This is a genomic window from Nonomuraea wenchangensis (assembly GCF_900111685.1).
Lineage (GTDB): Bacteria > Actinomycetota > Actinomycetes > Streptosporangiales > Streptosporangiaceae > Nonomuraea > Nonomuraea wenchangensis.
This window is the reverse complement of sequence record NZ_FOHX01000007.1, coordinates 323,199-342,994: the sequence shown is the minus strand read 5'-3', so window position 1 is coordinate 342,994 and position 19,796 is coordinate 323,199. Positions and strand designations below refer to the sequence as shown.

The window sequence follows — 19,796 nt, the reverse complement described above, 5'->3', positions numbered from 1 at the left end:
CGGAAGGCCCCGATTGCTCCCCGGGCACCAGCCGGGGTCTCCTCAGCGCCCCAGGACCGAACGTACCCCTGTGCGGACCAACGACGCGTGCAGGTCGAGCAGGAGGCTGGACAGCTCCCGAGCGGTCTCCTCGGCCTCGCCGATGGCGCCCGGGGCGCGGCGTTTCAGCACCGGCGCGACGCTCTGCTCGACCAGGCCGCACTCGCGCTCGGCGGCGGCCTTGACCGCGCGCAGGTGCCGGGCGCCGAGGCCGAAACGGGCCAGCGCGCCGACGGTGCGGGCGATCTTGAGCGCCTCCTCGTCGTAGCGGCGGGCCACCGGGGCCAGCAGGCCGTAGTCCTCGCACTCGGCGAGGGTCTCCTCGTCGATGCCGGCGGCCTCCAGCAGCTCCGCGCGGTCGAGCCTGACCTCCTGCTTGTCGGGCAGGGCCCGGGGGCGGCCGAAGCTCTCGGCCATGCGGTCCTTGATGACCCGCAGCGGCAGATAGTGGTCGCGCTGCTCGGTGAGGATGAAGCGGAGCTGCTCGACGTGCAGGTGCGTGAACTTGCGATAGCCGGAGGGGCTGCGCTCGGGCTCGATGAGCCCTTCGCCCTCCAAGAACCTGATCTTGGAGATCGTCACATCGGGAAACTCGCCCTGCAGCAGGGCGAGAACCTCCCCGATGCTCATGTGCGAGCGGGCCGCCTGGGAAGTCATGCGCTGTGGTTGCCTCGCATGAGGAAGACCAGGCGGAACTTGCCGATCTGCACCTCGTCGCCGGAGTGCAGCGGAACCTCCTCGATCCGCTCGCGGTTGACGTAGGTGCCGTTGAGGCTGCCCACGTCGCGGACGGAGAACTGGCCGCCACGGTGGCGGTAGAACTCCACGTGGCGGCGCGAGACGGTGATGTCGTCGAGGAAGATGTCGCTCTCCGGGTGGCGCCCGGTCGTGGTGAGGTCCTTGTCCAGCCGGAAGCGGCTGCCCTGGTTGGGGCCCCTGGTCACCGTGAGCAACGCCGTGCCGGGCGGGAGCTGCTCCACCAGCGCCCGCTCCTGCAGGAGCATGTCGCCTGTCTCAGCCTCGTACGCCTCGATTCCCGCCACGGAGATCGTCGAAGTGGTGTCCCCGGCGACCTCGTGTCTGGTCAGCGGTGACCCGCAGCGGGAACAGAAACGGGCATCCTCGGGGTTGGCGTGCCCGCACTGCGTGCAGTAGACGCTCGGCATCGATCGGCTCGGCCTCCTACCGCGAAGACGCGGCGACGGTGCTCAGGACGCGCCTCGCTTCGCTTTCTTCAAGTTTGCGAATGCCGCAACATACGCTGATCAGCGGCAAAGGTCAACTCGGGGCGCTGGACGGTGGTTTGGACGCAGACAAAGTTACCGCCGCTTCCGCCCCGTGGTCCATGCCGCCGCGCGTTTCTACATTACGATCTTGCGGCGGCCGGCGCGCATCTGGCAAGCGTGGTTTCTGCCACTTTCGCGCCGTTCACTCTCCGTGACATCTCCGGACGCCGGGTCAGCCGGCGGCCTGCTCGACCACCCGCGCCCAGCGCTCCAGGAGCGCCTGGGCGCCGTCCATGTCGGCCGCCTCGGCCCACAGGTCGGTGACGGGCTCGGTGGCGGCGGGCAGCACCAGCACCCAGCTCCCGTCGTCGCGGGCCACCCGCACCCCGTCGGTGGTGTCCACGCGGTAGCCCGCGGGCTCGGCCTCGGCGGCCTCGATGACCGAGCGCATGACCGCGCCCTTGGCCGCCCACGGCGTCGGCACCGTCCGGCGCAGCAGCTTGACCTCGGGGATCCTCGCGTCGATCTGGCTGAGCGAGAGCCGGGTGCGGGCGACCAGCCCGAGCAGGCGCATGAACGCGGCCAGCCCGTCGATGGCCGGGCTGAACTCCGGCACCACGAACCCGCCGCGCCCGTCCGCCGCGAAGATCATGTCGGGGCCCGCGACGGCCGCGGTGAGCGCGTCCAGCGCGGTGGAGGTCCACTGCACCTGCACGCCGTGGAAGCGGCACACCTGCTCGGCGACCCGGGTGGTGGTGACCGGCAGCGCCACCCGGCCGCCCCTGCGCTCGGCGGCGACCAGGTCGAGCACGACGAGCAGGGCGCGTTCCTCGTCGATGAGCTGGCCCATCTCGTCCACCAGGGCGATGCGCTCACCGACCGGGTCGAAGCGCACGCCGAAGGCCGCCCGCGAGGAGCTGACCAGCTCCGACAGCCGTTGCAGGTCGCGGCGGCGCTCGGCCAGCGTCTCGGTGGGCGAGACGTCGTCGAGGCGGGCGTTGACAGTGAGCACGTCCACGCCGACCCGGCCGAGCAGGGTGGGCAGCACCAGCGAGGAGGTGCCGCCCGCGCAGTCCACGACGACCTTCATGTCGCGTACGTCGCCGACGCCGACGTGGCGCAGCAGCTCGTGGGTGTAGTCCTCGATCGCGCGGGACGGATGGGTCAGCTCGGCGATCTCGCCGGGGAAGGCGCGGCGGAACTCCTGGCGGGAGAAGACCCGCTCCAGCTTGCGCTGCGCGCCGGGGGCGAGGTCGGCGCCGCGGGCGTCCATGAGGACGATGTCCACGCTCTGCGGGTCGCCGGGGGTGGTGCGCAGCGCGATGCCGCCGGCGGCGCCCTCCCTGCCGGTGTGGAAACGGGCCACCGGCAGCGGGGCCGCCTCCAGGTCGAGAACGTTGATCGCCCCGGCGGTGAGCGCGCCGTTGACCGCCCGCTTGAGCGCGCGGGCGGCGAGTGAGCAGTCGCGGGAGGTGACGACGTACTCGCCCTTCTTCAGTGTGGTGGCGTAGGCGCTGGCCAGGCGGACGCACAGCTCGGCGGTGATCTCGACGTTGACCAGGCCGCTCACGCCCCGGGGGCCGAACAGGCTGCGCTGGCCCCGCGACTCCCAGATGACGCTGGTGTTGACGACCGCGCCGGCCTCGATGGTCTTGAACGGGTAGACCTTGACGCCGCTGGAGACGTACGCCTCGGACTCGATGACGCACTCGTCACCGATGACCGCGTTCTCCTCGATGCGGGCGCCGGTCATGACGTCGGTGCTCTTGCCGACGACGCAGCCGCGTAAGTGGGCGCCGGGGCCCAGGTAGACGTTGTCGTGCACGATCGCGCGGTGCAGGAAGGCGCCTTCGCGCACCACGACGTTGCTGCCGAGCACGGTGTACTCGCGCAGCTCGGCGCCCGCCTCGACCTTGGCGTAGTCGCCGATGAGCAGCGGGCCCTTGAGCACGGCGTCGGGATCCACCGAGGCCGACTCGGCGACCCAGACGCCGGGCGAGAGCTCGAAGCCGCCGAGGTCCAGCTCGACCCTGCCGGACAGGGCGTCGGCCTGGGCCTTGAGATAGCTGTCGTGGGTGCCGACGTCCTCCCAGTAGCCGCCGGCGACGTGGCCGTAGATGGCGGCGCCGCGCTCCAGCAGGGCGGGGAAGACGTCGCCGGACCAGTCGACGGGCTCGCCGGTGGCGACGGCGTCGAGGATCTCGGGCTCCATGACATAGATGCCGGTGTTGACCGTGTCGGAGAAGACCTGGCCCCAGGTGGGCTTCTCCAGGAAGCGCTGCACGCGCCCGCCCTCGTCGACGATGATGATCCCGAATTCGAGGGGGTTGGGCACGCGCTTGAGTCCGATGGTGACAAGTGCCGAATTTTCCCGATGGAAACGGATCATTTCCGATAAATCGATGTCCGTGAGGGCGTCTCCGGAGATCACCAGGAACCGGTCGTCGCGCAGGCGGTCGGCGGCGTTCTTGACGCTGCCGGCGGTGCCGAGGGGGACGTCCTCGGTGGCGTACTCGAGGTGCATGCCCAGCTCGTCGCCGTCGCCGAAGTAGTTGCGCACCAGCGCCGCCAGGAACTGCACGGTCACCACGGTCTCGGTGATGCCGTGCCGTTTGAGCAGGCGCAGGACGTGCTCCATGATCGGGCGGTTGACCACCGGCAGGAGGGGTTTGGGCTGGTTGGCGGTCATCGGCCGCAGCCGCGTGCCCTCCCCGCCCGCCATGACGACCGCCTTCACCCGCTCACTCCTTCTTGGCCGAGACCACGAGCCGGCGCACCTGCACCACGTACAGCAATCCGGACCACCAGTACAGGCCCGTGCCCCAGAGGGCGAAGGCCCAGCCGACTATCCGGGCTATATCGGCATACCACCCGGAGTGGGAGGCAAGGAAGAGGAGGGGGAAGGCGTACATGAGGTTGAACATCGCGGCCTTGCCCAGGAAATGCACCTGAAGTGCCCGGTAGCCGTGCTTGCGGAGGACGGGGAAGGAAGCCGCGACGAAGAGTTCGCGCGCGAGGATGACCAGCACCAGCCACCACGGGATCACCTCGCGCAGCAGCAGCGCCAGGATCGTGGCGAAGACGTAGAGCTTGTCGGCGGCCGGGTCGATGAGCCGGCCGAGCTTGCTGGTCTGGTTGAACGCCCGGGCGATCTTTCCGTCGAGCCAGTCGGTGAAGCCCGCGACGGCGAGGATCCCGATGGCCCACCCGTCCGCCCGCGGCCCGAGGACGAGCCACAGGAACACGGGCACGCCGAGGAGGCGCAGGAAGCTCAGCAGGTTGGGAACCGTCCAGATCCGGTCCTCGGCGGAAGTTTCGCTCACGCAGCAGACCCTACTGAGTGCGCCGAACTCCCGCGCAGCCGGTCGGGCCCGGCCCCGCCGTCAGGAGCGCAGGAAGGAATGCGTGCGACCGACCCCGGCGAAACCGAGCCGGGCGTAGAAGTCCTTCGGCCAGTCCGCCGTGTCGGCGACCAGGAAGATCAGCTCGACGCCGGCCGCCTCGGCGAGCAGCGCGGTCAGCAGCGCGCGGGCGTGACCCCTGCCGCGGTGCTGCTCGCTCGTCCAGACGTCCTCGATCTGGGCGACGCCGCCGTGCAGGTAGAGGTCGGCGCGGGCGGCGAGCTCGCCGCCGGGGGCGCGCACGCCGCGGAAGAGCACCCGGTCGGCGCCCGCCACGCGGTTCTCCACGCGCCGGGCCAGCGCCTCGATCACCTCCTCGCCCGCCTCGGGCAGGCTGCTGCGCCACTCGCGGCGCAGCACCTCCACCAGCTCGGCCATCTCCAGGGGCTCGGCCGGGGGCGGGTCCTCGGGGACGGCGCCGCGGAAGGCCATCACGAGGTCGACCTCGTGGGCGTAGCCGGCGCGGGCGAAGGCTGGCGCGAACGCCTCGCCGAGGCGGTCGTCGCCGACCGTCACCAGCCGGTGGGCACGGCCGGCGAGGACCTCGTCGGCGGCCCGCAGCACCTCGTCCGGCTCGGCGGGCTCCCACACGAGGAGGCGGTTGTCGTCGTGGGAGCCGGGGTAACGCTCGTCGAGCACGGCCACCCCGCCGGGCACGGGCACCTCGCGCGGCGCCCGGCGGCGGGCGAAGCCGCGCAGGAACGCGAGCGCGCGGGCCAGGTCGGCCGCGTCGCTCGCGCGCCGTAAGGCGGACAGGTGGGCGACGTCGTCCATCACGCTCTCCCCGACCAGGACCGGCCCCGCTCAGCGGGCACCGCGCACCGCCTTGAGGAACGCCTCGATGAGAGCCGGGTCCTTCACCCCGGGCGCGACCTCGACGCCGCTCGACACGTCGACCCCCCACGGGTCGGCGGCGGCGGTCGCCTCGGCGACGTTGTGCGGGGACAGGCCGCCGGCCAGCAGCCAGCGGCCCGACGGCCGGCCGCGCACGGCCGCCCAGTCCCACGGCTGCCCGGAGCCGGCGTGCGGGGCGTCGACCAGGAGAAGGTCCTCGTCGTAGGCGCCGCAGCGCAGGTCGGCCCCGGAGTCGACGGCGCGGACCAGGGTGACGCCGAGGTCGCGCAGCGCGAGGAAGTCGGCGTGCGGGTGACGGCCGTGGAGCTGGATCGCCCGCACGCCGGAGGTCAGCGCCGCCGCCCGGACCGTCTCCGGGTCCTCGCCGCGGAAGACGCCGACGGTCAGGACGTGCGCGGGCACCAGCGCGGCCAGCTCGGCGGCGCGCTCGGGCGTGACGCGGCGCGGGCTGCGGGTCATGACGAACCCGATGGCGTCGGCGCCCGCCTCGACGGCGGCGGCCACGTGGGCGGGCTCGCTCAGGCCGCAGATCTTGACGTACACCCTCACGACCTTAGCGGCGCCTGGCGGCTGCCGGCGACCACGACCAGATCAGCAGCGCGAGGATCAGCCCGAACAGCGTCACCCCGTTGGGCAGGTGCGCCCCCAGGACCGCCCAGGTGAAGTGCTGGGCCATGCCGAGGACGAACAGCCCGAGGCTGGCCAGGGCGGGCCAGCCCGCGCCGCGGCCCGGCCGCCAGACGAGCACGGCCAGCACGATCTGCACCAGGGCGATGAGGTGGACCACCATCCCGGCCATCACGTGCGTCTCGGCCAGGGACTCGGTCTCGACCGCCTGCCCGGCGAACGAGGCCGCCACCAGCAGCGCGGCGGCCTGGGCGATGATCGCGACGCGGAGCGCGTACAGCAGGCCGGCGGAGACCTGGCCGGCCGCCGGCCGGTTCATGACGGTGGTGCTCTCCATCTCGGAGGTCCTTTCGCAGCAGGGTTCGGTGCGGGACCTCATGGTCGCGACGCGGGCCTCGGAGCGTCGTCAGCCTGCGGGATGAGAGCCGGTCCGCCCCGCGGCGGAGCACGTGGGAGCGCCGGTCAGGAATCGCGGCGGACAGGGCGGAAGGCGGCGTCCACCAGGCCCGCGCGGTGGGCGACCACGGCGGCCTGGATGCGGTTGCGCAGCCCCAGCTTGTCCATCGCGGCGGCGATGTGGGTCTTGACCGTCGTCACCCCGACGTGCAGCTCCTCGGCGATCTCGGCGTTGGACAGGCCGGTGCCGACCAGGGCGAGCACCTCCAGCTCGCGCTCGGTCAGCCCGGCGGGCACCGGGGCGGCGGCCTGCTCCTCGGCGGCGAGGAACCGTTCGACGACGCGGCGCAGCACGGACGGCGCGAGGAGCTGCTCCCCCGTGGCGGCCCGGCGCACGGCGTCCACCATCCGCTCCGGCTCGTCGTCCTTGACCAGGAAGCCGACCGCTCCGGCGCGGAGGGCGGCGTGCACGTTGGCGTCCTCGGCGAACGTGGTCAGCACGACGATCCTGATGCCCGGCCGCGCGGCCAGCACCCGCTTGATCGCCTCCAGCCCGTCCACCCGGGGCATGCGCAGGTCCATGAGGATCACGTCGGGCAGGTGCCGCTCGGCCAGCCGGACCGCCTCGGCGCCGTCCTCGGCCTCCCCGATGACCTCCATGTCGCCCGCGGCCTGCAGCAGCATGCGCACGCCCGCGCGGACCAGCGCCTGGTCGTCGGCCACCAGGACGCGGATCACGTGGCGCTCCTCGCGGGCAGGCTCGCGGCCAGCAGCCAGCCGCCCTCGCCGTCGGGGCCGGCGCTGAGGGTGCCGCCGAGTGCGCGCACCCGTTCGCGCATGCCGGCCAGGCCGCGCCCGGAGGACGGCAGGCGTTCGATGAGGGTGGGCGGGCGGCCGTTGCGGATCTCCACCGCCAGCCCCTCCCCTTCGGGGGCGACGGTGACGCTGACCCGGGTGCCGGGGCCGGCGTGTTTGAGCACGTTCGTGAGTCCTTCCTGGACGATGCGCGCCGCCGAGGCGCGAGCGGTGAGCGGGGCCTGGTCGGTGGCGGGGTCGAGGTGGAGGTCCACGACGAGGCCGGCGGCGGCCATGCGCTCGGCCGACTCGCGTACCACGTCGGTGGGGTCGGCCAGCAGGTGCGGCTGGCGCTCGGGCTCGCGCAGCAGGTCGAGCAGGTCGCGCAGGTCCTGCAGCACCTGGTGGCCGGTCTCGCGGATGTCGGTGAGCGCGTCGGCGACCGGGCCGTCCGGCGCGGTGTAGCGGGCGGCGCTGGCCCGCAGCACGATGGCGCCGACGTGGTGGGCGACGATGTCGTGGACGTCGCGGGCGATGCGCTCGCGCTCGGCGAGCTGGTCGGCCCGCACCTGGGCGACGGCGGCGCGGGCCGCCTCCTCGGCGCGCAGCCGCTCGGCGGCCGCGGCGGCCTGCCGCATGCCGAGGTAGCGGCCGATGGCGATGGGCGTGGCGACCAGCATCGTGAGCACGCCGACGCGGAACGGCGTGACCTCGGTGCCCTCGCCGACGACGGCGATGGCGGTCAGCATGCAGCCGGCGACGTAGGCCGCCACCAGCCACCACCACGACGCCACCCGCATGGCGAACACGCCGACGGAGACGAGCGTGAGGATCACGCAGGTGTTGACGGCCTCGTTGAGATAGGTGTCGGCGCACACCAGCAGCACGCCCTGGCCGAGGAGGACGAGGCCGGGCAGCCGCCTCGCCACGCCCAGCGACAGGCCGCCCACCACGGCCAGCAGGCCGACCACCCAGACGGGCTGGCTGCCGGAGTGCCAGGTGGTCCAGGTGCTCAGCACGGTGATGGCCACGCCGCCGGCGGCCAGCAGGGCGTCGGGGGTGACGTCGCGCTCCTCCAGCGGGTCGGCCGAGCCGCGCAGGTACGCGCCGAGCACGGCGGGGACGACCGGCAGCAGGACCGAGTACATCCAGCTGTTGACCGTGAGCGCGATGCCCGGGTCGGCGATGTTGACCGCGGTCGCGGCGATGGCGGCGGCCGTCGCCAGCACCGTGCCGCGCCGCCCGGAGCGGAACCCGGCCACGCCGACCGCGACGCAGAGCAGGATCTGCGCGGTGTTGGAGGTGTACGAGCCGAGCTGGTCGGTGACGACGAGCAGCGCGGCGAGGTAGAGGGTGACCGGCACCGGCCGGCTGCGGACGAACCCCATGGGCAGGCCGGCCAGCACCCCCATCGGCAGGTTCGCCTCGGCCGGCAGGTAGGTCGTGTCGCCCGCGTGGGCGGTGGTCAACAGGTCCAGTGCCACTCCCGAAACCGCCAGGAGGACATCCAGCGGCACACCGCGCCAACGCATGCACTCACGCTATCCGCACACCGTGAACCGCTGATCCTCCGGTCGAAGGATGCCGCCTCCTCCTACTGGCCGCAGGTACGCCCGGTGGGTGGAGCGGTGTAGGGGGATCTTGGCCGTACTTTCGACGCATGTCCAACGACACCGCACTTTTTCTCGGGCAGTTCCTGCGCTCCCCCGCCGTGATCGGCGCGGTCGCCCCCAGCTCGCGGCGGCTGGCCGCGGCCGTCTGCGCGCCGGTGCCGGAGCGCGGCGAGCCCACGGTCGTCGAGCTCGGGCCGGGCACCGGGCCCTTCACGGAGGAGATCCAGCAGCGGCTGGGCGGGCGCGGCCACCATCTGGCGGTGGAGCTGAACGCGCCGATGGCGCGGCTGCTCGCCGCGCGTTTCCCCTTGGTTGACGTGGCGCACGCGGACGCGGCCCGGCTGGGCGAGCTGCTGCGGGAGCGGGGGCTGCGGCAGGCGGACGTGGTGGTCAGCGGGCTGCCGTGGGCGGCCTTCCCCGAGCGGGCCCAGCGGGACCTGCTGGGGGCGGTGGCGGCGGCGATGGGTCAGGGCGCCGCGTTCACCACCTTCTCCTACATCCACGCGATCCCGCTCAGCTCGGCGCGGCGGTTCCGCGCGCTGCTGGCGGAACGGTTCGAGGAGGTCGTGCCGGGCCGGACGGTGTGGCGCAACGCCCCGCCGGCGTTCGTCTTCCACGCCCGGCGGCCCCGGGCGTGATCCCGCCCGAGCCGCGCCCGGTGAGAGGGCGGGTGCACCCGGGGCGGAGGAAGCTCTGGCTCAACCACCTCACGCCACAGGTGCTCACCCGCGCGGTGCGCCCGGGTGCCGATCGACCCCGCCTGCCCTCGCCTCGCCGATCACGCACGGGCCCTGGCGTGATCGCCGCGGGCGGCCCGTCCGCCGGGGCGGCGTTCTCGACCTCGCCGGACGGTCCGTCATTGACCTGCGACTACCCGGAGCGCGGGGAAGCACACGCCCTCATTGAGCCGCCCTCCTTCAACCGGCCTCGTCAGCCGAACGCCGGTGGGCGCTTCTCGCGCAGGGCGCGGACGCCCTCGGCGATGTCGGGACCGGTGAATCCGAGGAACTCCATGGCCAGCGAGGCGTCGAAGGACGGCCCGGCGAGGCGCAGCCAGTTGTTGAGCGCGTATTTGGTCAGCCTGATCGCCTCCTGCGCGCCGGACGCGAGCCGCACGGCGAGCTCCATGGCCCGCTCGTGCACCTGGTCGTCGTCGACGCAGACGCTGACCAGCCCCATGCGCTCGGCCTCCTCGCCGGTGACCGGCTCGCACAGCAGCAGGTGGTATTTCGCCTTGGCCAGGCCGCACAGCAGCGGCCAGACGATGGCGGCGTGGTCGCCGGCGGCGACGCCGAGCCGGGTGTGGCCGTCGATGATGCGGGCGGTGCGCCCGGCGACGGAGATGTCGGCGAGCAGCGCCACGGCCAGCCCCGCGCCGACGGCCGGGCCCTGGATGGCGGAGACGACGGGCTTGCCGCAGTTGAGCACGTTGTAGACGATGTCGCGGGCCTCGGCGAACACGCGCAGCCTGGTCGCGTGGTCGGCCATCATCTCCTCGATCATCGACAGGTCGCCGCCGGAGGAGAACGCCCGGCCCTCGCCCCTGATGAGGACGGCCCGCACGCTGTCGTCGCGGTCGGCGTCGCGCCAGATCTCGGCCAGCTCGCGGTGGGCGGCGGCGTCGACGGCGTTGAGCCGGGCGGGCTCGCTGATCGTGATGCGCAGCACGCCGTCGGCCGGGGTGTCGAGGCGCAGCTTCTCGTAGCGGGCGTAGGCGTCGTGCTTCACCGGTCCTCCTCGCTCACAGGGCCTGCCTGAGCCGGGTGGCCAGGTAGTCGCGGGCCTCGGCGCCCTGGTCGAACAGGCCGGGCAGGGCGGTGAAGCCGTGCAGGGCGCCGTCCCAGCGGCGGCACTCGACCGGCACGCCGGCCTCGGCCAGGCGGCGGGCGTACGCCTCGCCCTCGTCGCGCAGCACGTCGTACTCGGCGGTGACCACGGTCGCGGGCGGCAGGCCGGCCAGGTCGGGCAGCCGCAGCGGCGACAGCCGCGGGTCGGCGGGGTCGGCGTCGCCGGCGTAGAGGCGCACGGACCAGGCCAGCTCGGCGGCGGACAGGAGGTAGCCCTTGGCGTGGTCGCGGTGGCTGGGCAGCTCCATGGCGGCGTCGAGGAGGGGGCAGGCCAGCGCCTGGTGGGCCAGGCGCAGTCCGGCGTCGCGGGCCTGCCAGGCGGCCACGGCCGCGAGGTTGCCGCCCGCGCTCTCGCCGGCGACGGCCACGACGCCGTTGCTCTGGTAGAAGGCGGGCCGGGCGAAGATGTCGCGCACGACCGTCCAGGCGTCGTCGGCCGCGGCCGGGAACGGGTGCTCGGGGGCGAGCCGGTAGTCGGCCGACACCACCACCGCGCCGGTGCGGACGGCGAGGAAGCGGCCCATCGCGTCGGAGCGCCGGACGTCGCCGATGACGAAGCCGCCGGCGTGGACGAAGCCGCCGCCGTGGAAGTAGACGACGACCGGCAGCGGGGCGTCGCCGGGGTCGGCGCGGTAGACGCGGATCGGGACGGCTTCGGCCAGCTCGTCGCGGACGAAGGGCAGCGTGGTCAGCGGGCCGCGGTGCAGCACGTACGGGTCGGGGGCCGCGCGGGCGAGCTGGATGTCCTCCAGCGTGCGCGCGTCGGGGTCGGCGCCCTCGTCAGACCCGGCGGTGGCGAGGAAGGCCCGCGCCTGGGGGTGCAGCGGCATGATCGCAGCCTAGCGGGCCGCCTCCATGAACGCATCGAAGATCCTGGTGTCCCCGCCCCGCTCGGGATGCCACTGCACGCCCACGCCGAAGCGGTGTCCCTGCAGCTCCACGCCCTCGACGATCTGGTCCTCGGCCCAGGCCACGGCCAGCAGGCCGGTGCCGAGGCGGCGTACGGACTGGTGGTGCGGCGCGACCACCTCGACGCGGTCGCCGACGGCCTTGCCGAGCGTGCTGGTCACGCTCACCTGGATCGTGTGGGCGCCCGGCCCGGCGTGCCGGTCGCTGTCGAGGGAGTCGGGCAGCCACGGGATCAGGCTGCCGCCCTGGGCGACGTTGAGCACGTGCATGCCGCGGTCGATGGCGAGGATGGGCACGTCGGCGCGTACGGCGGCGCGGGCCAGCGCCAGCTCGAAGCGGTCGCGGTTGGGCTGCGGCTCGGGGACGCGGGCGTCCTGCTCGCCGTTGTAGGCGTCCGCCCCCACCTCGACGCCGCCGGCGAGGACGAGGCCGCTCAGCCCGCGTACGTAGTCCTCCACGGCGTACGAGCTGACCGGCGGCAGGACCACCGGCGCTCCGCCCGCCCGCAGCACCGCCTTGGCGTAGGAGGGAGGCGACAGGACGGCCTCCCTGACCCAGTCGCCCCAGCGGGCGGCCTCGTAGTAGGCGGTGATGCCGATCAGCGGTCGGGACATGCGCTCTCCCGGGGGGCAGGATGGAGTTGGTGCCGCCGCCGGCCCGTCAGCGCCGACGGCTTGACGCCCATCATGGCGTACGCGCTTTCCGGTATGTCACTTCTCCGGAAGATCCCACCTCATCGGACTTCGGGCTTTCGTCCGCTTCACTGCCGCCTGTCAGGCGACAACCTCCCGGGCCAGGCTCTCGCAGAGGGCCCAGACCGCGTCCTGGTTGCGCCGGTCGAGAGCGCTCGCGGGCCAGTCCACCCGGCGGCTCCTCATGCTGAAGTAGGCCCCGCTGACCCCCTCGACCTCGGGGCTCGAGGCCAGGTGGATGCTGGAGCGGGCGGGCTTGGTGAGGTCGCCGAACACGTACGGCGTGGCCAGCCGCAGCAGCGGGACGACCGGGCGGTAGGCGTACGGGAACGAGCCCATGGTCATCGACCGGTTCATCGGCGTGTGCCCGTGCCCCGGATAGGCGACGTTGACCGTGACGCCGGTGCCGGCCACCTCCTCGGCGAAGCGCAGGCTCATCGCCATCAGCATCGTCTTCGTGTGGTTGTACTGGCTGAACGTCCACCCCATGAAGCGGCGCTCCGCCTGGAGGTTGCCCAGGTCGATCGGCCCGCCGGGGATGCCTCCGGTGATGTTGACGACCCGGCCGCCGAGCAGGGGCAGCAGCAGGCGGGTGAGCGTGTACGGCGTCAGCACGTGGGCGGCGAAGTTGAGCTCCACGCCGTCCTCGGTGAGGGTGCGGCGCGGCGGGTTGACGCCGACGTTGTTGACCAGCACGTCCAGCCGGTCGCACCGGCCGGCCACCTCGGCGGCGAGCCTGGCCACCTCGCGCTGCCGCGTGAGGTCCGCGGCGACGGCCTCCACCCGGGCGCCGCCCGCGCCGAGCTCCTCGGCGGCCTGCCGGGCGCGTACGGGGTCGCGCCCGACCAGGATCACCCGGGCGCCGAGGGCGGCCAGCCCGCGCGCGGTCTCCTTGCCGATCCCGCCGGTGCTGCCGGTCACCAGCACGGTTTTTCCTCGCATGAGAACCTCCGGTCCCACAGTTCCTGGAGCAATGCCCTCAATATGACACTCAGTGCCACACCTGGCAACTGGTGTAGGCTCTCCTGCCATGGAGGGTCTGCGGGATCGCACCCGGCGCGCCGTCCGCGCCGAGCTGGCCGGACGGGCGCTGGAGCTGTTCACGACGTGCGGCTTCGACGAGACGACCGTCGACGACATCGCCCGCGCGGCCGGGATGTCCAGGCGCAGCTTCTTCCGCTACTTCCCGAGCAAGGAGGACGTGCTCTTCGGGCAGCTGGAGGCGATGGGCGAGCAGGTCGCCGGGGAGGTCGCCGCCCGCCCTCCGCAGGAGGGCCCCTGGGAGTGCCTGCACGCGGTGCTGCGCGGCTGGGAGGCCCGGATCAACACGCAGACCGAGGTGATGCGGCTGGTCGAGCGCACCCCCGCGCTGCGCGCGAGGCTCCTGCAGAAACGCGACGAGGCCCGCGCCCGGATCGTCGAGGCGCTGATCGGGCGGGGGGTGGCGGCGCTGGAGGCCGACCTCGCGGCGGCCGCCGCCGGGGCCGCGCTCGACACGGTGGCGCGCGAGTGGCTGCGCACCGACGAGAGCGCCGGCGAGGGCGCCGGCGGCGACGCCGATCGGCTGGAGCTGACGGACCGTGTCTTCGCCATGCTCCGCCCGGCGTTCCTGAGCTGACCCGCCCGGGTCACGCGCGCCACAAAAGGCGAACACGACTTTTGTTCGCGTTAATTGTCTTCCCGGAAAAAGAAAAAAGCGATCCCAGAGAAATTCGCACCGTATTGCGGCGAAACGGTTGTGACGCGTCAGGCGGGGTGTAAGACTCCTTTGCGAGCGCGTGGCAGCCGGGGCGCCGGCCACGCCGCTCGTCACCCGGAGCCGTCAGGGAGGTGGAACGACGAGGACCGGAGCGTTTCTCCGGTCAGCAAAGTGGGGTTGCGTACAAATGTCGTTGAATCCGCGCCTGGTGAAAGAGAGTTTCTCCGTCGTCGAGCCGCACGCAGATCGGGCCACCGCCTATTTCTACGGCCGCTTGTTCGCCGAGAACCCGCAGCTGCGCGCCATGTTCCCGCCCGCCATGGACGTCCAGCGCGACCGCCTGTTCGGCGCGCTGACCCGGATCGTCTGGAGCCTCGACAGCCCCGACGGCCTCGACTCCTACCTCGGCCAGCTCGGCAGGGACCACCGCAAGTACGGTGTCCTCGCCGAGCACTACACCGCCATCGGCAACGCGCTGCTGGCCACGATCCGCCGCTTCGCCGCCGACATCTGGGACCACGAGATCGAGGCGGCCTGGGTGTCGGCGTACACCGCCGCGGCCAACTCCATGATCCGCGCGGCCGAGGCCGACGCCGGCGTCTCCCCGCCCTGGTGGCCGGCCGACGTCGTCGACCACGAGCTGCGCCACCGCGACATCGCGGTCATCACGCTGCGGCCGGCGCAGCGGCTGCCGTACCTGCCCGGCCAGTACGTCAGCGTGCAGACCTCCCGCTGGCCGCGCGTGTGGCGGACGTTCTCCATCGCCAACGCGCCGCGCCCCGACAACACCATCCGCCTGCACGTGCGCTCGGTCCCCGGCGGCTGGGTGTCCACGGCGCTGACCCGGCACACAGGCGTGGGAGACACCGTCCTGCTGGGCCCGGCCATGGGCACGATGACACCCGACGACGAGAGCGGGCGCGACATCCTGTGCGTGGCGGGCGGCACCGGCCTCGCGCCGCTGAAGTCGATCGTCGAGCACGTCATCGCCTCCGGCCGGCGGCCCAACATCCACCTGCTGTACGGCGCCCGTACCGCCGCCGAGCTCTACGACCTGCCCGACCTGCTCAGGATGGCCGCCGCGTTCCCGTGGCTGCGGGTGGTGCCGGTGGTCTCCGGCGACCCGTCCTGGGTGGGGATGAGCGGCGGCCTGCCCGAGGTGACACAGCGCTTCCACTCCTGGACCGAGCACGACGTGTACGTGTGCGGCCCGCCCGGCATGGTCGGCGAGACCGTACGCCGCCTGCAGTCCGACGGCGTCCCCCTGTCCCAGATCCACCGGGACGTCGTCCACCGGGACGTCGCCCCCGCCCGGAGCTGACCCGCCGGGCGGGAGCGCGGGTGCCGGTCAGGCGCGGCGGAAGGCGGCGGCGGTCTCCTCGTCGCTCGGCCAGAACGTCTCGATGGCCAGCTCCGACACCGTCACGTCCAGCGGGGTGCCGAACGTCGCGATCGTCGTGAACATCGACAGCACCCGGTCGCCGTCCGCGATGCGCAGCGGCACGAGGATGTCGGCCGGGCCGGGCACGTGGGCCACGTTGAGGTCCACGCCGGGGTAGGTGTAGGAGGCCAGTTCCTCGTACAGCTCCGCCAGCCGCGGGTCGCCCGAGGTCTCGGCCTGCCGCCGGATCGGGGGCAGCAGGTGGGCGCGCACCTCCGCCAGGTTGAGCAGCCGCCCGCCCATGCCCTGCGGGTGCAGCGACAGCCGCATCACGTTGACGGGCTCCCGCAGCAGCTCGGCCGGCACGCCGTCCATGAACATCGCGGCCGCCGCGTTGGCCGCCACCAGGTTCCACGCGGCGTCCACCACGACCGCCGGGTACGGCTCGTGCCCGGCGAGGATCCGGTCCAGCGCCTGGCGCACGACCCCCAGCTCCGGCGCGCGTACCTCCCGCTCGGGGTACATCGGCGCGAACCCGGCGGCGGTCAGCAGCGCGTTGCGCTGCCGCAGCGGCACCTCCAGCTCCTCGGCCAGCCGCCGCACCATCTCACGGCTCGGCCGGGCCCGGCCGGTCTCCAGGAAGCTGATGTGGCGGGCCGACACCTCGGCCTCGATGGCCAGGTCGAGCTGGCTCACCCGCCGCCGCTGCCGCCACGACCGCAACAACTCACCAAAAGTCTCATTTCGTACGGCTACTGCTCCCATGCCGGAAAACCTATCGTTCCGAGGGAAGCGCCACGATTACCCGTCAGGTAATGAGCGGCCCGGCCGGCCAGGGACCGGGGACGTCACGGGGCGAATCCTCCAGTGGCCGGAAGTTGTCGGTCCCGCGTGGCACGATGGGCGCCAAGCCCGCCCAGAGCCGACCCGTCAGAGCCACTCCCGTCAGAGCCACCCCGTCCAAGTCACCCCGCCAGAGCCACGCCGTTCCCCTCCGCGCCCGCATCCTCCGCTCCCGCTCCCGCTCCGAGACCAGCTCGCACGCTGAAGGAGATCCGATGACTGACGCACTGCTCGCGATCGGCACCCGCAAGGGCCTGTTCCTCGCCCGCTCCCGCGACGGCGGCCCGTTCGAGATCGAGCCGATCCAGTTCTCCACGGTGGCGGTCCCCTCGGTGGCCGTCGACACCCGCGCCCCCGCCCCACGGCTGCTGGCCGGCATCGAGTACGGCCACTTCGGCCCGTCCGTCATGTACAGCGACGACCTGGGCCGCACCTGGAGCGAGGCCGAGCGTCCACCGATCGCCTTCCCCGAGAAGACCGAGACCACCCTGACCCGGGTGTGGCAGCTCGTGCCCTCCCCCAGCGAGCCCGACGTGGTGTGGGCCGGGGTCGAGCCGGGCGCGCTGTTCCGCTCCGAGGACCGCGGCGTGACCTACCAGCTGGTCGAGGCGCTGTGGGAGCACCCGCACCGCCCGCGCTGGGTGCCGGGCGGCGGCGGGCTGTGCCTGCACACGATCGTCTGCCACCCCACCGATCCACGCACCATGGGCGTGGCGATCTCCACGGGCGGCTTCTACCGCACCTCCGACGGCGGGCTGTCCTGGGAGGCGGCCAACCAGGGCATCAGGGCGCCGTTCCTGCCGGAAGGGCAGCAATACCCCGAGTTCGGGCACTGCGTGCACAAGGTCGCGCCCGACCCGGTCGACCCCGAGCGGCTCTACCTCCAGCACCACTTCGGCGTCTACCGCAGCGACGACTTCGGCGGCGCCTGGCACGACATCGGCTCCTCGCTGCCGTCCGACTTCGGCTTCCCCGTCGTCGCCCACCCCACCCGGCCGGACACGCTCTACGTGCTGCCGCTGCACGCCGACATGGACCGCACGCCGGTCGGCCACCGCTACCGCGTCCACCGCAGCGACGACGCCGGCGGCACCTGGCGGGCGCTGGACCGCGGCCTGCCCGAGGGGCCGGTGCACGCCGCCGTGCTGCGCGACGCGATGACCATGTCGGAGGCGGGCCTGTTCTTCGGCACCCGCGACGGCGAGGTCCACTGCTCCCGCGACGACGGCGAGAGCTGGACCCTGGTCGCCCGGCACCTGCCCGACGTCCTCACCGTGCGCGCGGCGGTGCTCTGACCCATGGCCGGATCGGTGACGATGGTGGTCTTCGTGCTGCCCAGCACGTTGCGGCGGTGGGTGAGCGGCCGGACCGAGGTCAAGGTCTTCGCCGTGGGGGCCGACCGCGACTCCCCGCCCACCCTGGGCTCGGCTCTGGAGTCGCTGCGCCGCGCCCATCCGCTGCTGGAGGAGCGGCTGCGCGACGAGTACGGACGCATCCGCCGGCACATCAGCATGTTCGTCTGCGGCGAGAACGCCCGGGGGCTCGGCGGGCTCGACTGCGCCCTCCCCCCGGGCGCGGAGGTCTACGTGCTGCCCGCCCTGACCTGACCGTCAGGCACCCTCCGGCACCTGGATCGTGGAAGAGGCTAGGGCTACATCCGGGCGGGCAATCGCGTACTGCCGCGTGTCCTCGGGCGATCAGAGGGGTGGCCTGGACCGGCAGGCCATCCGCGTCGTGGAAGGAGCGAACGCTGCCGGTCTCGCGGTCAGCGAGGTGGTCAAGGAGATCGGCTCTGGCCTGAATGGCAAGCGGCGCAAGCTGCACCGCGTCCTCGCCGATCCGAGTGCTGCCGTGATCGTGGTTGAGCACCGCGACCGGCTGGCCCGGTTCGGCGTCGACCACCTGGAATCCGCGCGCGGGCGCAGGTCGGCTAAGCGCCGGGCCGAACAGGCTGTGTCCATAGCGACAGCGAAGGGGGATGAGCGATAGTGCCGAAGACGAAACCTGATTCGCAGAAGAGGGCGGATCGCGGTCTGTGCCCGGCGCCTGCGGCGAACGTGATGCAGATGAAGGTCCACGTGATCGCGCGGTGGATGTGTTCCGCCGGTGTGACCGATCCATTGACCGTGCAGAACGCGAGAGCGTGGAAGGCCGACCCGTCCAGCGCGCCAGAGTGGTTCATCGCCCTGCTCGCCGAGCAGGCTGCACGGGCGTCTCAGCGGGCGCACCGGGAGCGTCAGGCCACCATTGAGCACGAGCACCGCATGATGGTCTTGCGGGACAAGGTCGAAAAGCAGCTTCTTGCCGGGGCAAGACGCTTCCGCAGCCCTGACGCGGAGCTGATCGCGCTCGACATCGCATTTCGGGCCGGCAAGGAACTCGTCAGGGGCTGTACAGATGTGTGCGGCGATACGACCCAAGAGTCTATGACTGATCTCGACACGGCCGCGCTGCGGTGGGCTGGCGTTGACCCGTCCAGCCATTTGACGTGGATTGTGCACCGGGGGGATTGCCCGGCATGAAAAAGTTCCAGCCGCAGCCCGGTTTCGTGGTGCAGGCGTACCGTTTCGCCCTGGACCCGAACGTGACCCAGGAGGCCGCGCTACGTTCGCACTGCGGTGCCGCCAGGGCCGCCTACAACTGGGCTGTCAGCAGGGAAAGCGGCAGGGCAGGCGCGTCGGCATGCCCCGGCGGCTCGCCTGCCGGTTCACCACCGGCGCCATCCGCGTCGGGCCTGACCGGCGACACGTGACGCTGCCCCGGCTCGGGACCATCCGCACTCACGAGAACACCCGCAAACTTCAGCGCCGCATCGGCAACGGGACCGCCCGCATCCTGTCCGCCACTGTCCGGCAGGAGCGGGGACGCTGGTTGGTTTCCTTCCAGGTGGAGGTCAAGCGGGAGATCATTCGCGTTTCCCGGCCAGGCGTGGCCGTGGGCGTGGACCTCGGAGTGAAGGTGCTGGCGGTAATGGCCGACAGCGCCGGGGAGATCCGCTACGTGCCGAACCCGGCCCATTACGACACTGCTTTGAAGGCGCTCAGGCGGCTGTCGCGTCGCGTGTCGCGCCGCCGGGGACCGGACCAGCGAACCGGTCAGCAGCCGTCCAAGCGGTGGCTGGCCGCCGACGCCGAACGCAACCGCGTCCACCATCGCGTGGCCAACCTGCGGGCCGACGCCCTGCACAAGCTCACCACCGGCCTAGCCCGCAAAATCGCCGACGCCGGGTTCGGGGAGATCCGCCGTCAGATCACCTACAAGGCCGGATGGGACAGTGGAACCGTAATCGTTGCAAACCGCTGGTACCCGTCCTCCAGGGCCTGCTCGTTCTGTGGCGCCCGGAGTGGCCGGAGACCTGGGCGCACGAGTGCCGAAACCGCGTGGAGCCGACCAGAAGACCCGCGTCAACCGGGCCAGCCGCAAGGCCGGTCCCGGGCGGGCAGGTGACGCAATCCTGCCGCACCGTCGGCAGG

General features: G+C 72.6%; 22 protein-coding genes and 1 pseudogene. 9 read left to right on the top strand and 14 right to left on the bottom strand.

Annotated features, from left to right (window positions below):
• Window positions 1–42: 42 nt before the first annotated feature.
• From ftsR to BMW85_RS23155, 9 genes are all read right to left on the bottom strand, one after another.
• Window positions 43–696, bottom strand: a complete 654-nt coding sequence (ftsR, locus tag BMW85_RS23195) for a transcriptional regulator FtsR (RefSeq protein WP_177240831.1) — start codon at window positions 694–696, stop codon at window positions 43–45.
• On the bottom strand, window positions 693–1,205 hold the full coding sequence (locus BMW85_RS23190; RefSeq protein WP_091084893.1) for a double zinc ribbon and FHA domain-containing protein: 513 nt from the start codon (window positions 1,203–1,205) through the stop codon (window positions 693–695). The genes ftsR and BMW85_RS23190 overlap by 4 nt, the downstream gene beginning before the upstream one ends.
• Window positions 1,206–1,497: 292 nt before the next feature.
• Window positions 1,498–4,002: a mannose-1-phosphate guanyltransferase gene (locus BMW85_RS23185; protein ID WP_091084891.1), complete on the bottom strand. Its 2,505-nt coding sequence runs from the start codon at window positions 4,000–4,002 to the stop codon at window positions 1,498–1,500.
• Between the two features lie 4 nt (window positions 4,003–4,006).
• The gene (clsA, locus tag BMW85_RS23180; RefSeq protein ID WP_091084889.1) at window positions 4,007–4,588 is read right to left on the bottom strand and encodes a cardiolipin synthase ClsA; all 582 of its coding nucleotides are present in this window, start codon (window positions 4,586–4,588) and stop codon (window positions 4,007–4,009) included.
• A 60-nt stretch (window positions 4,589–4,648) separates the two neighbouring features.
• On the bottom strand, window positions 4,649–5,440 hold the full coding sequence (locus BMW85_RS23175) for a GNAT family N-acetyltransferase (RefSeq protein ID WP_091084886.1): 792 nt from the start codon (window positions 5,438–5,440) through the stop codon (window positions 4,649–4,651).
• Between the two features lie 30 nt (window positions 5,441–5,470).
• Window positions 5,471–6,064, bottom strand: coding sequence for a phosphoribosylanthranilate isomerase (locus BMW85_RS23170; RefSeq protein ID WP_091084884.1), 594 nt, complete (start codon window positions 6,062–6,064; stop codon window positions 5,471–5,473).
• A gap of 10 nt (window positions 6,065–6,074) precedes the next feature.
• A complete protein-coding gene (locus tag BMW85_RS23165; protein ID WP_245775010.1) occupies window positions 6,075–6,485 on the bottom strand; it encodes a hypothetical protein in 411 nt (136 codons plus the stop codon).
• Between the two features lie 125 nt (window positions 6,486–6,610).
• Window positions 6,611–7,282, bottom strand: coding sequence for a response regulator (locus BMW85_RS23160; protein WP_091084882.1), 672 nt, complete (start codon window positions 7,280–7,282; stop codon window positions 6,611–6,613).
• The gene (locus BMW85_RS23155) at window positions 7,279–8,871 is read right to left on the bottom strand and encodes a sensor histidine kinase (protein WP_245775009.1); all 1,593 of its coding nucleotides are present in this window, start codon (window positions 8,869–8,871) and stop codon (window positions 7,279–7,281) included. Before BMW85_RS23155 ends, BMW85_RS23160 begins: the two co-directional genes overlap by 4 nt.
• 128 nt (window positions 8,872–8,999) lie before the next feature.
• On the opposite strand from BMW85_RS23155, the gene BMW85_RS23150 reads away from it, so the two are divergent.
• On the top strand, window positions 9,000–9,590 hold the full coding sequence (locus BMW85_RS23150; RefSeq protein WP_091084880.1) for a class I SAM-dependent methyltransferase: 591 nt from the start codon (window positions 9,000–9,002) through the stop codon (window positions 9,588–9,590).
• Window positions 9,591–9,882: 292 nt separating this feature from the next.
• On the opposite strand, the gene BMW85_RS23145 is transcribed toward BMW85_RS23150, so the two are convergent.
• From BMW85_RS23145 to BMW85_RS23130, 4 genes are all read right to left on the bottom strand, one after another.
• Entirely contained in the window at window positions 9,883–10,680 is a 798-nt protein-coding gene (locus BMW85_RS23145) for an enoyl-CoA hydratase/isomerase family protein (protein WP_091084879.1), read from the bottom strand.
• Between the two features lie 13 nt (window positions 10,681–10,693).
• Complete coding sequence (locus BMW85_RS23140) at window positions 10,694–11,629, bottom strand: alpha/beta hydrolase (RefSeq protein WP_091084877.1); 936 nt, start codon at window positions 11,627–11,629, stop codon at window positions 10,694–10,696.
• Window positions 11,630–11,638: 9 nt separating this feature from the next.
• On the bottom strand, window positions 11,639–12,322 hold the full coding sequence (locus BMW85_RS23135) for a gamma-glutamyl-gamma-aminobutyrate hydrolase family protein (RefSeq protein ID WP_091084875.1): 684 nt from the start codon (window positions 12,320–12,322) through the stop codon (window positions 11,639–11,641).
• Between the two features lie 159 nt (window positions 12,323–12,481).
• The gene (locus BMW85_RS23130; RefSeq protein WP_091084872.1) at window positions 12,482–13,342 is read right to left on the bottom strand and encodes an SDR family NAD(P)-dependent oxidoreductase; all 861 of its coding nucleotides are present in this window, start codon (window positions 13,340–13,342) and stop codon (window positions 12,482–12,484) included.
• Between the two features lie 88 nt (window positions 13,343–13,430).
• On the opposite strand from BMW85_RS23130, the gene BMW85_RS23125 reads away from it, so the two are divergent.
• Window positions 13,431–14,018, top strand: coding sequence for a TetR family transcriptional regulator (locus BMW85_RS23125; RefSeq protein ID WP_091084870.1), 588 nt, complete (start codon window positions 13,431–13,433; stop codon window positions 14,016–14,018).
• A gap of 289 nt (window positions 14,019–14,307) precedes the next feature.
• On the top strand, window positions 14,308–15,420 hold the full coding sequence (locus tag BMW85_RS23120) for a globin domain-containing protein (RefSeq protein WP_245775008.1): 1,113 nt from the start codon (window positions 14,308–14,310) through the stop codon (window positions 15,418–15,420).
• Between the two features lie 27 nt (window positions 15,421–15,447).
• Here BMW85_RS23120 and BMW85_RS23115 read toward each other — a convergent pair whose 3' ends face one another.
• A complete protein-coding gene (locus BMW85_RS23115) occupies window positions 15,448–16,245 on the bottom strand; it encodes a helix-turn-helix domain-containing protein (protein WP_177240830.1) in 798 nt (265 codons plus the stop codon).
• Window positions 16,246–16,538: 293 nt separating this feature from the next.
• Here BMW85_RS23115 and BMW85_RS23110 point away from each other — a divergent pair, with 293 nt between their 5' ends.
• The 6 genes and pseudogenes from BMW85_RS23110 to BMW85_RS23090 all read left to right on the top strand — a co-directional run bounded on the left by BMW85_RS23110 (window position 16,539) and on the right by BMW85_RS23090 (window position 19,770).
• Window positions 16,539–17,618 (top strand): WD40/YVTN/BNR-like repeat-containing protein, encoded by a 1,080-nt coding sequence (locus BMW85_RS23110; protein ID WP_091084862.1) that lies wholly within the window; start codon window positions 16,539–16,541, stop codon window positions 17,616–17,618.
• A 3-nt stretch (window positions 17,619–17,621) separates the two neighbouring features.
• The gene (locus tag BMW85_RS23105; protein WP_143082374.1) at window positions 17,622–17,930 is read left to right on the top strand and encodes a ubiquitin family protein; all 309 of its coding nucleotides are present in this window, start codon (window positions 17,622–17,624) and stop codon (window positions 17,928–17,930) included.
• 37 nt (window positions 17,931–17,967) lie between these two features.
• Window positions 17,968–18,249, top strand: a pseudogene (locus tag BMW85_RS23100) (recombinase family protein); the annotation flags it as partial.
• A gap of 140 nt (window positions 18,250–18,389) precedes the next feature.
• Window positions 18,390–18,845: a hypothetical protein gene (locus tag BMW85_RS23095; RefSeq protein ID WP_143082372.1), complete on the top strand. Its 456-nt coding sequence runs from the start codon at window positions 18,390–18,392 to the stop codon at window positions 18,843–18,845.
• Complete coding sequence (locus BMW85_RS50435; RefSeq protein ID WP_218155891.1) at window positions 18,842–19,075, top strand: helix-turn-helix domain-containing protein; 234 nt, start codon at window positions 18,842–18,844, stop codon at window positions 19,073–19,075. The genes BMW85_RS23095 and BMW85_RS50435 overlap by 4 nt, the downstream gene beginning before the upstream one ends.
• Window positions 19,072–19,770 (top strand): transposase, encoded by a 699-nt coding sequence (locus BMW85_RS23090; protein ID WP_218155890.1) that lies wholly within the window; start codon window positions 19,072–19,074, stop codon window positions 19,768–19,770. Before BMW85_RS50435 ends, BMW85_RS23090 begins: the two co-directional genes overlap by 4 nt.
• The last annotated feature ends 26 nt before the right edge of the window (window positions 19,771–19,796 follow it).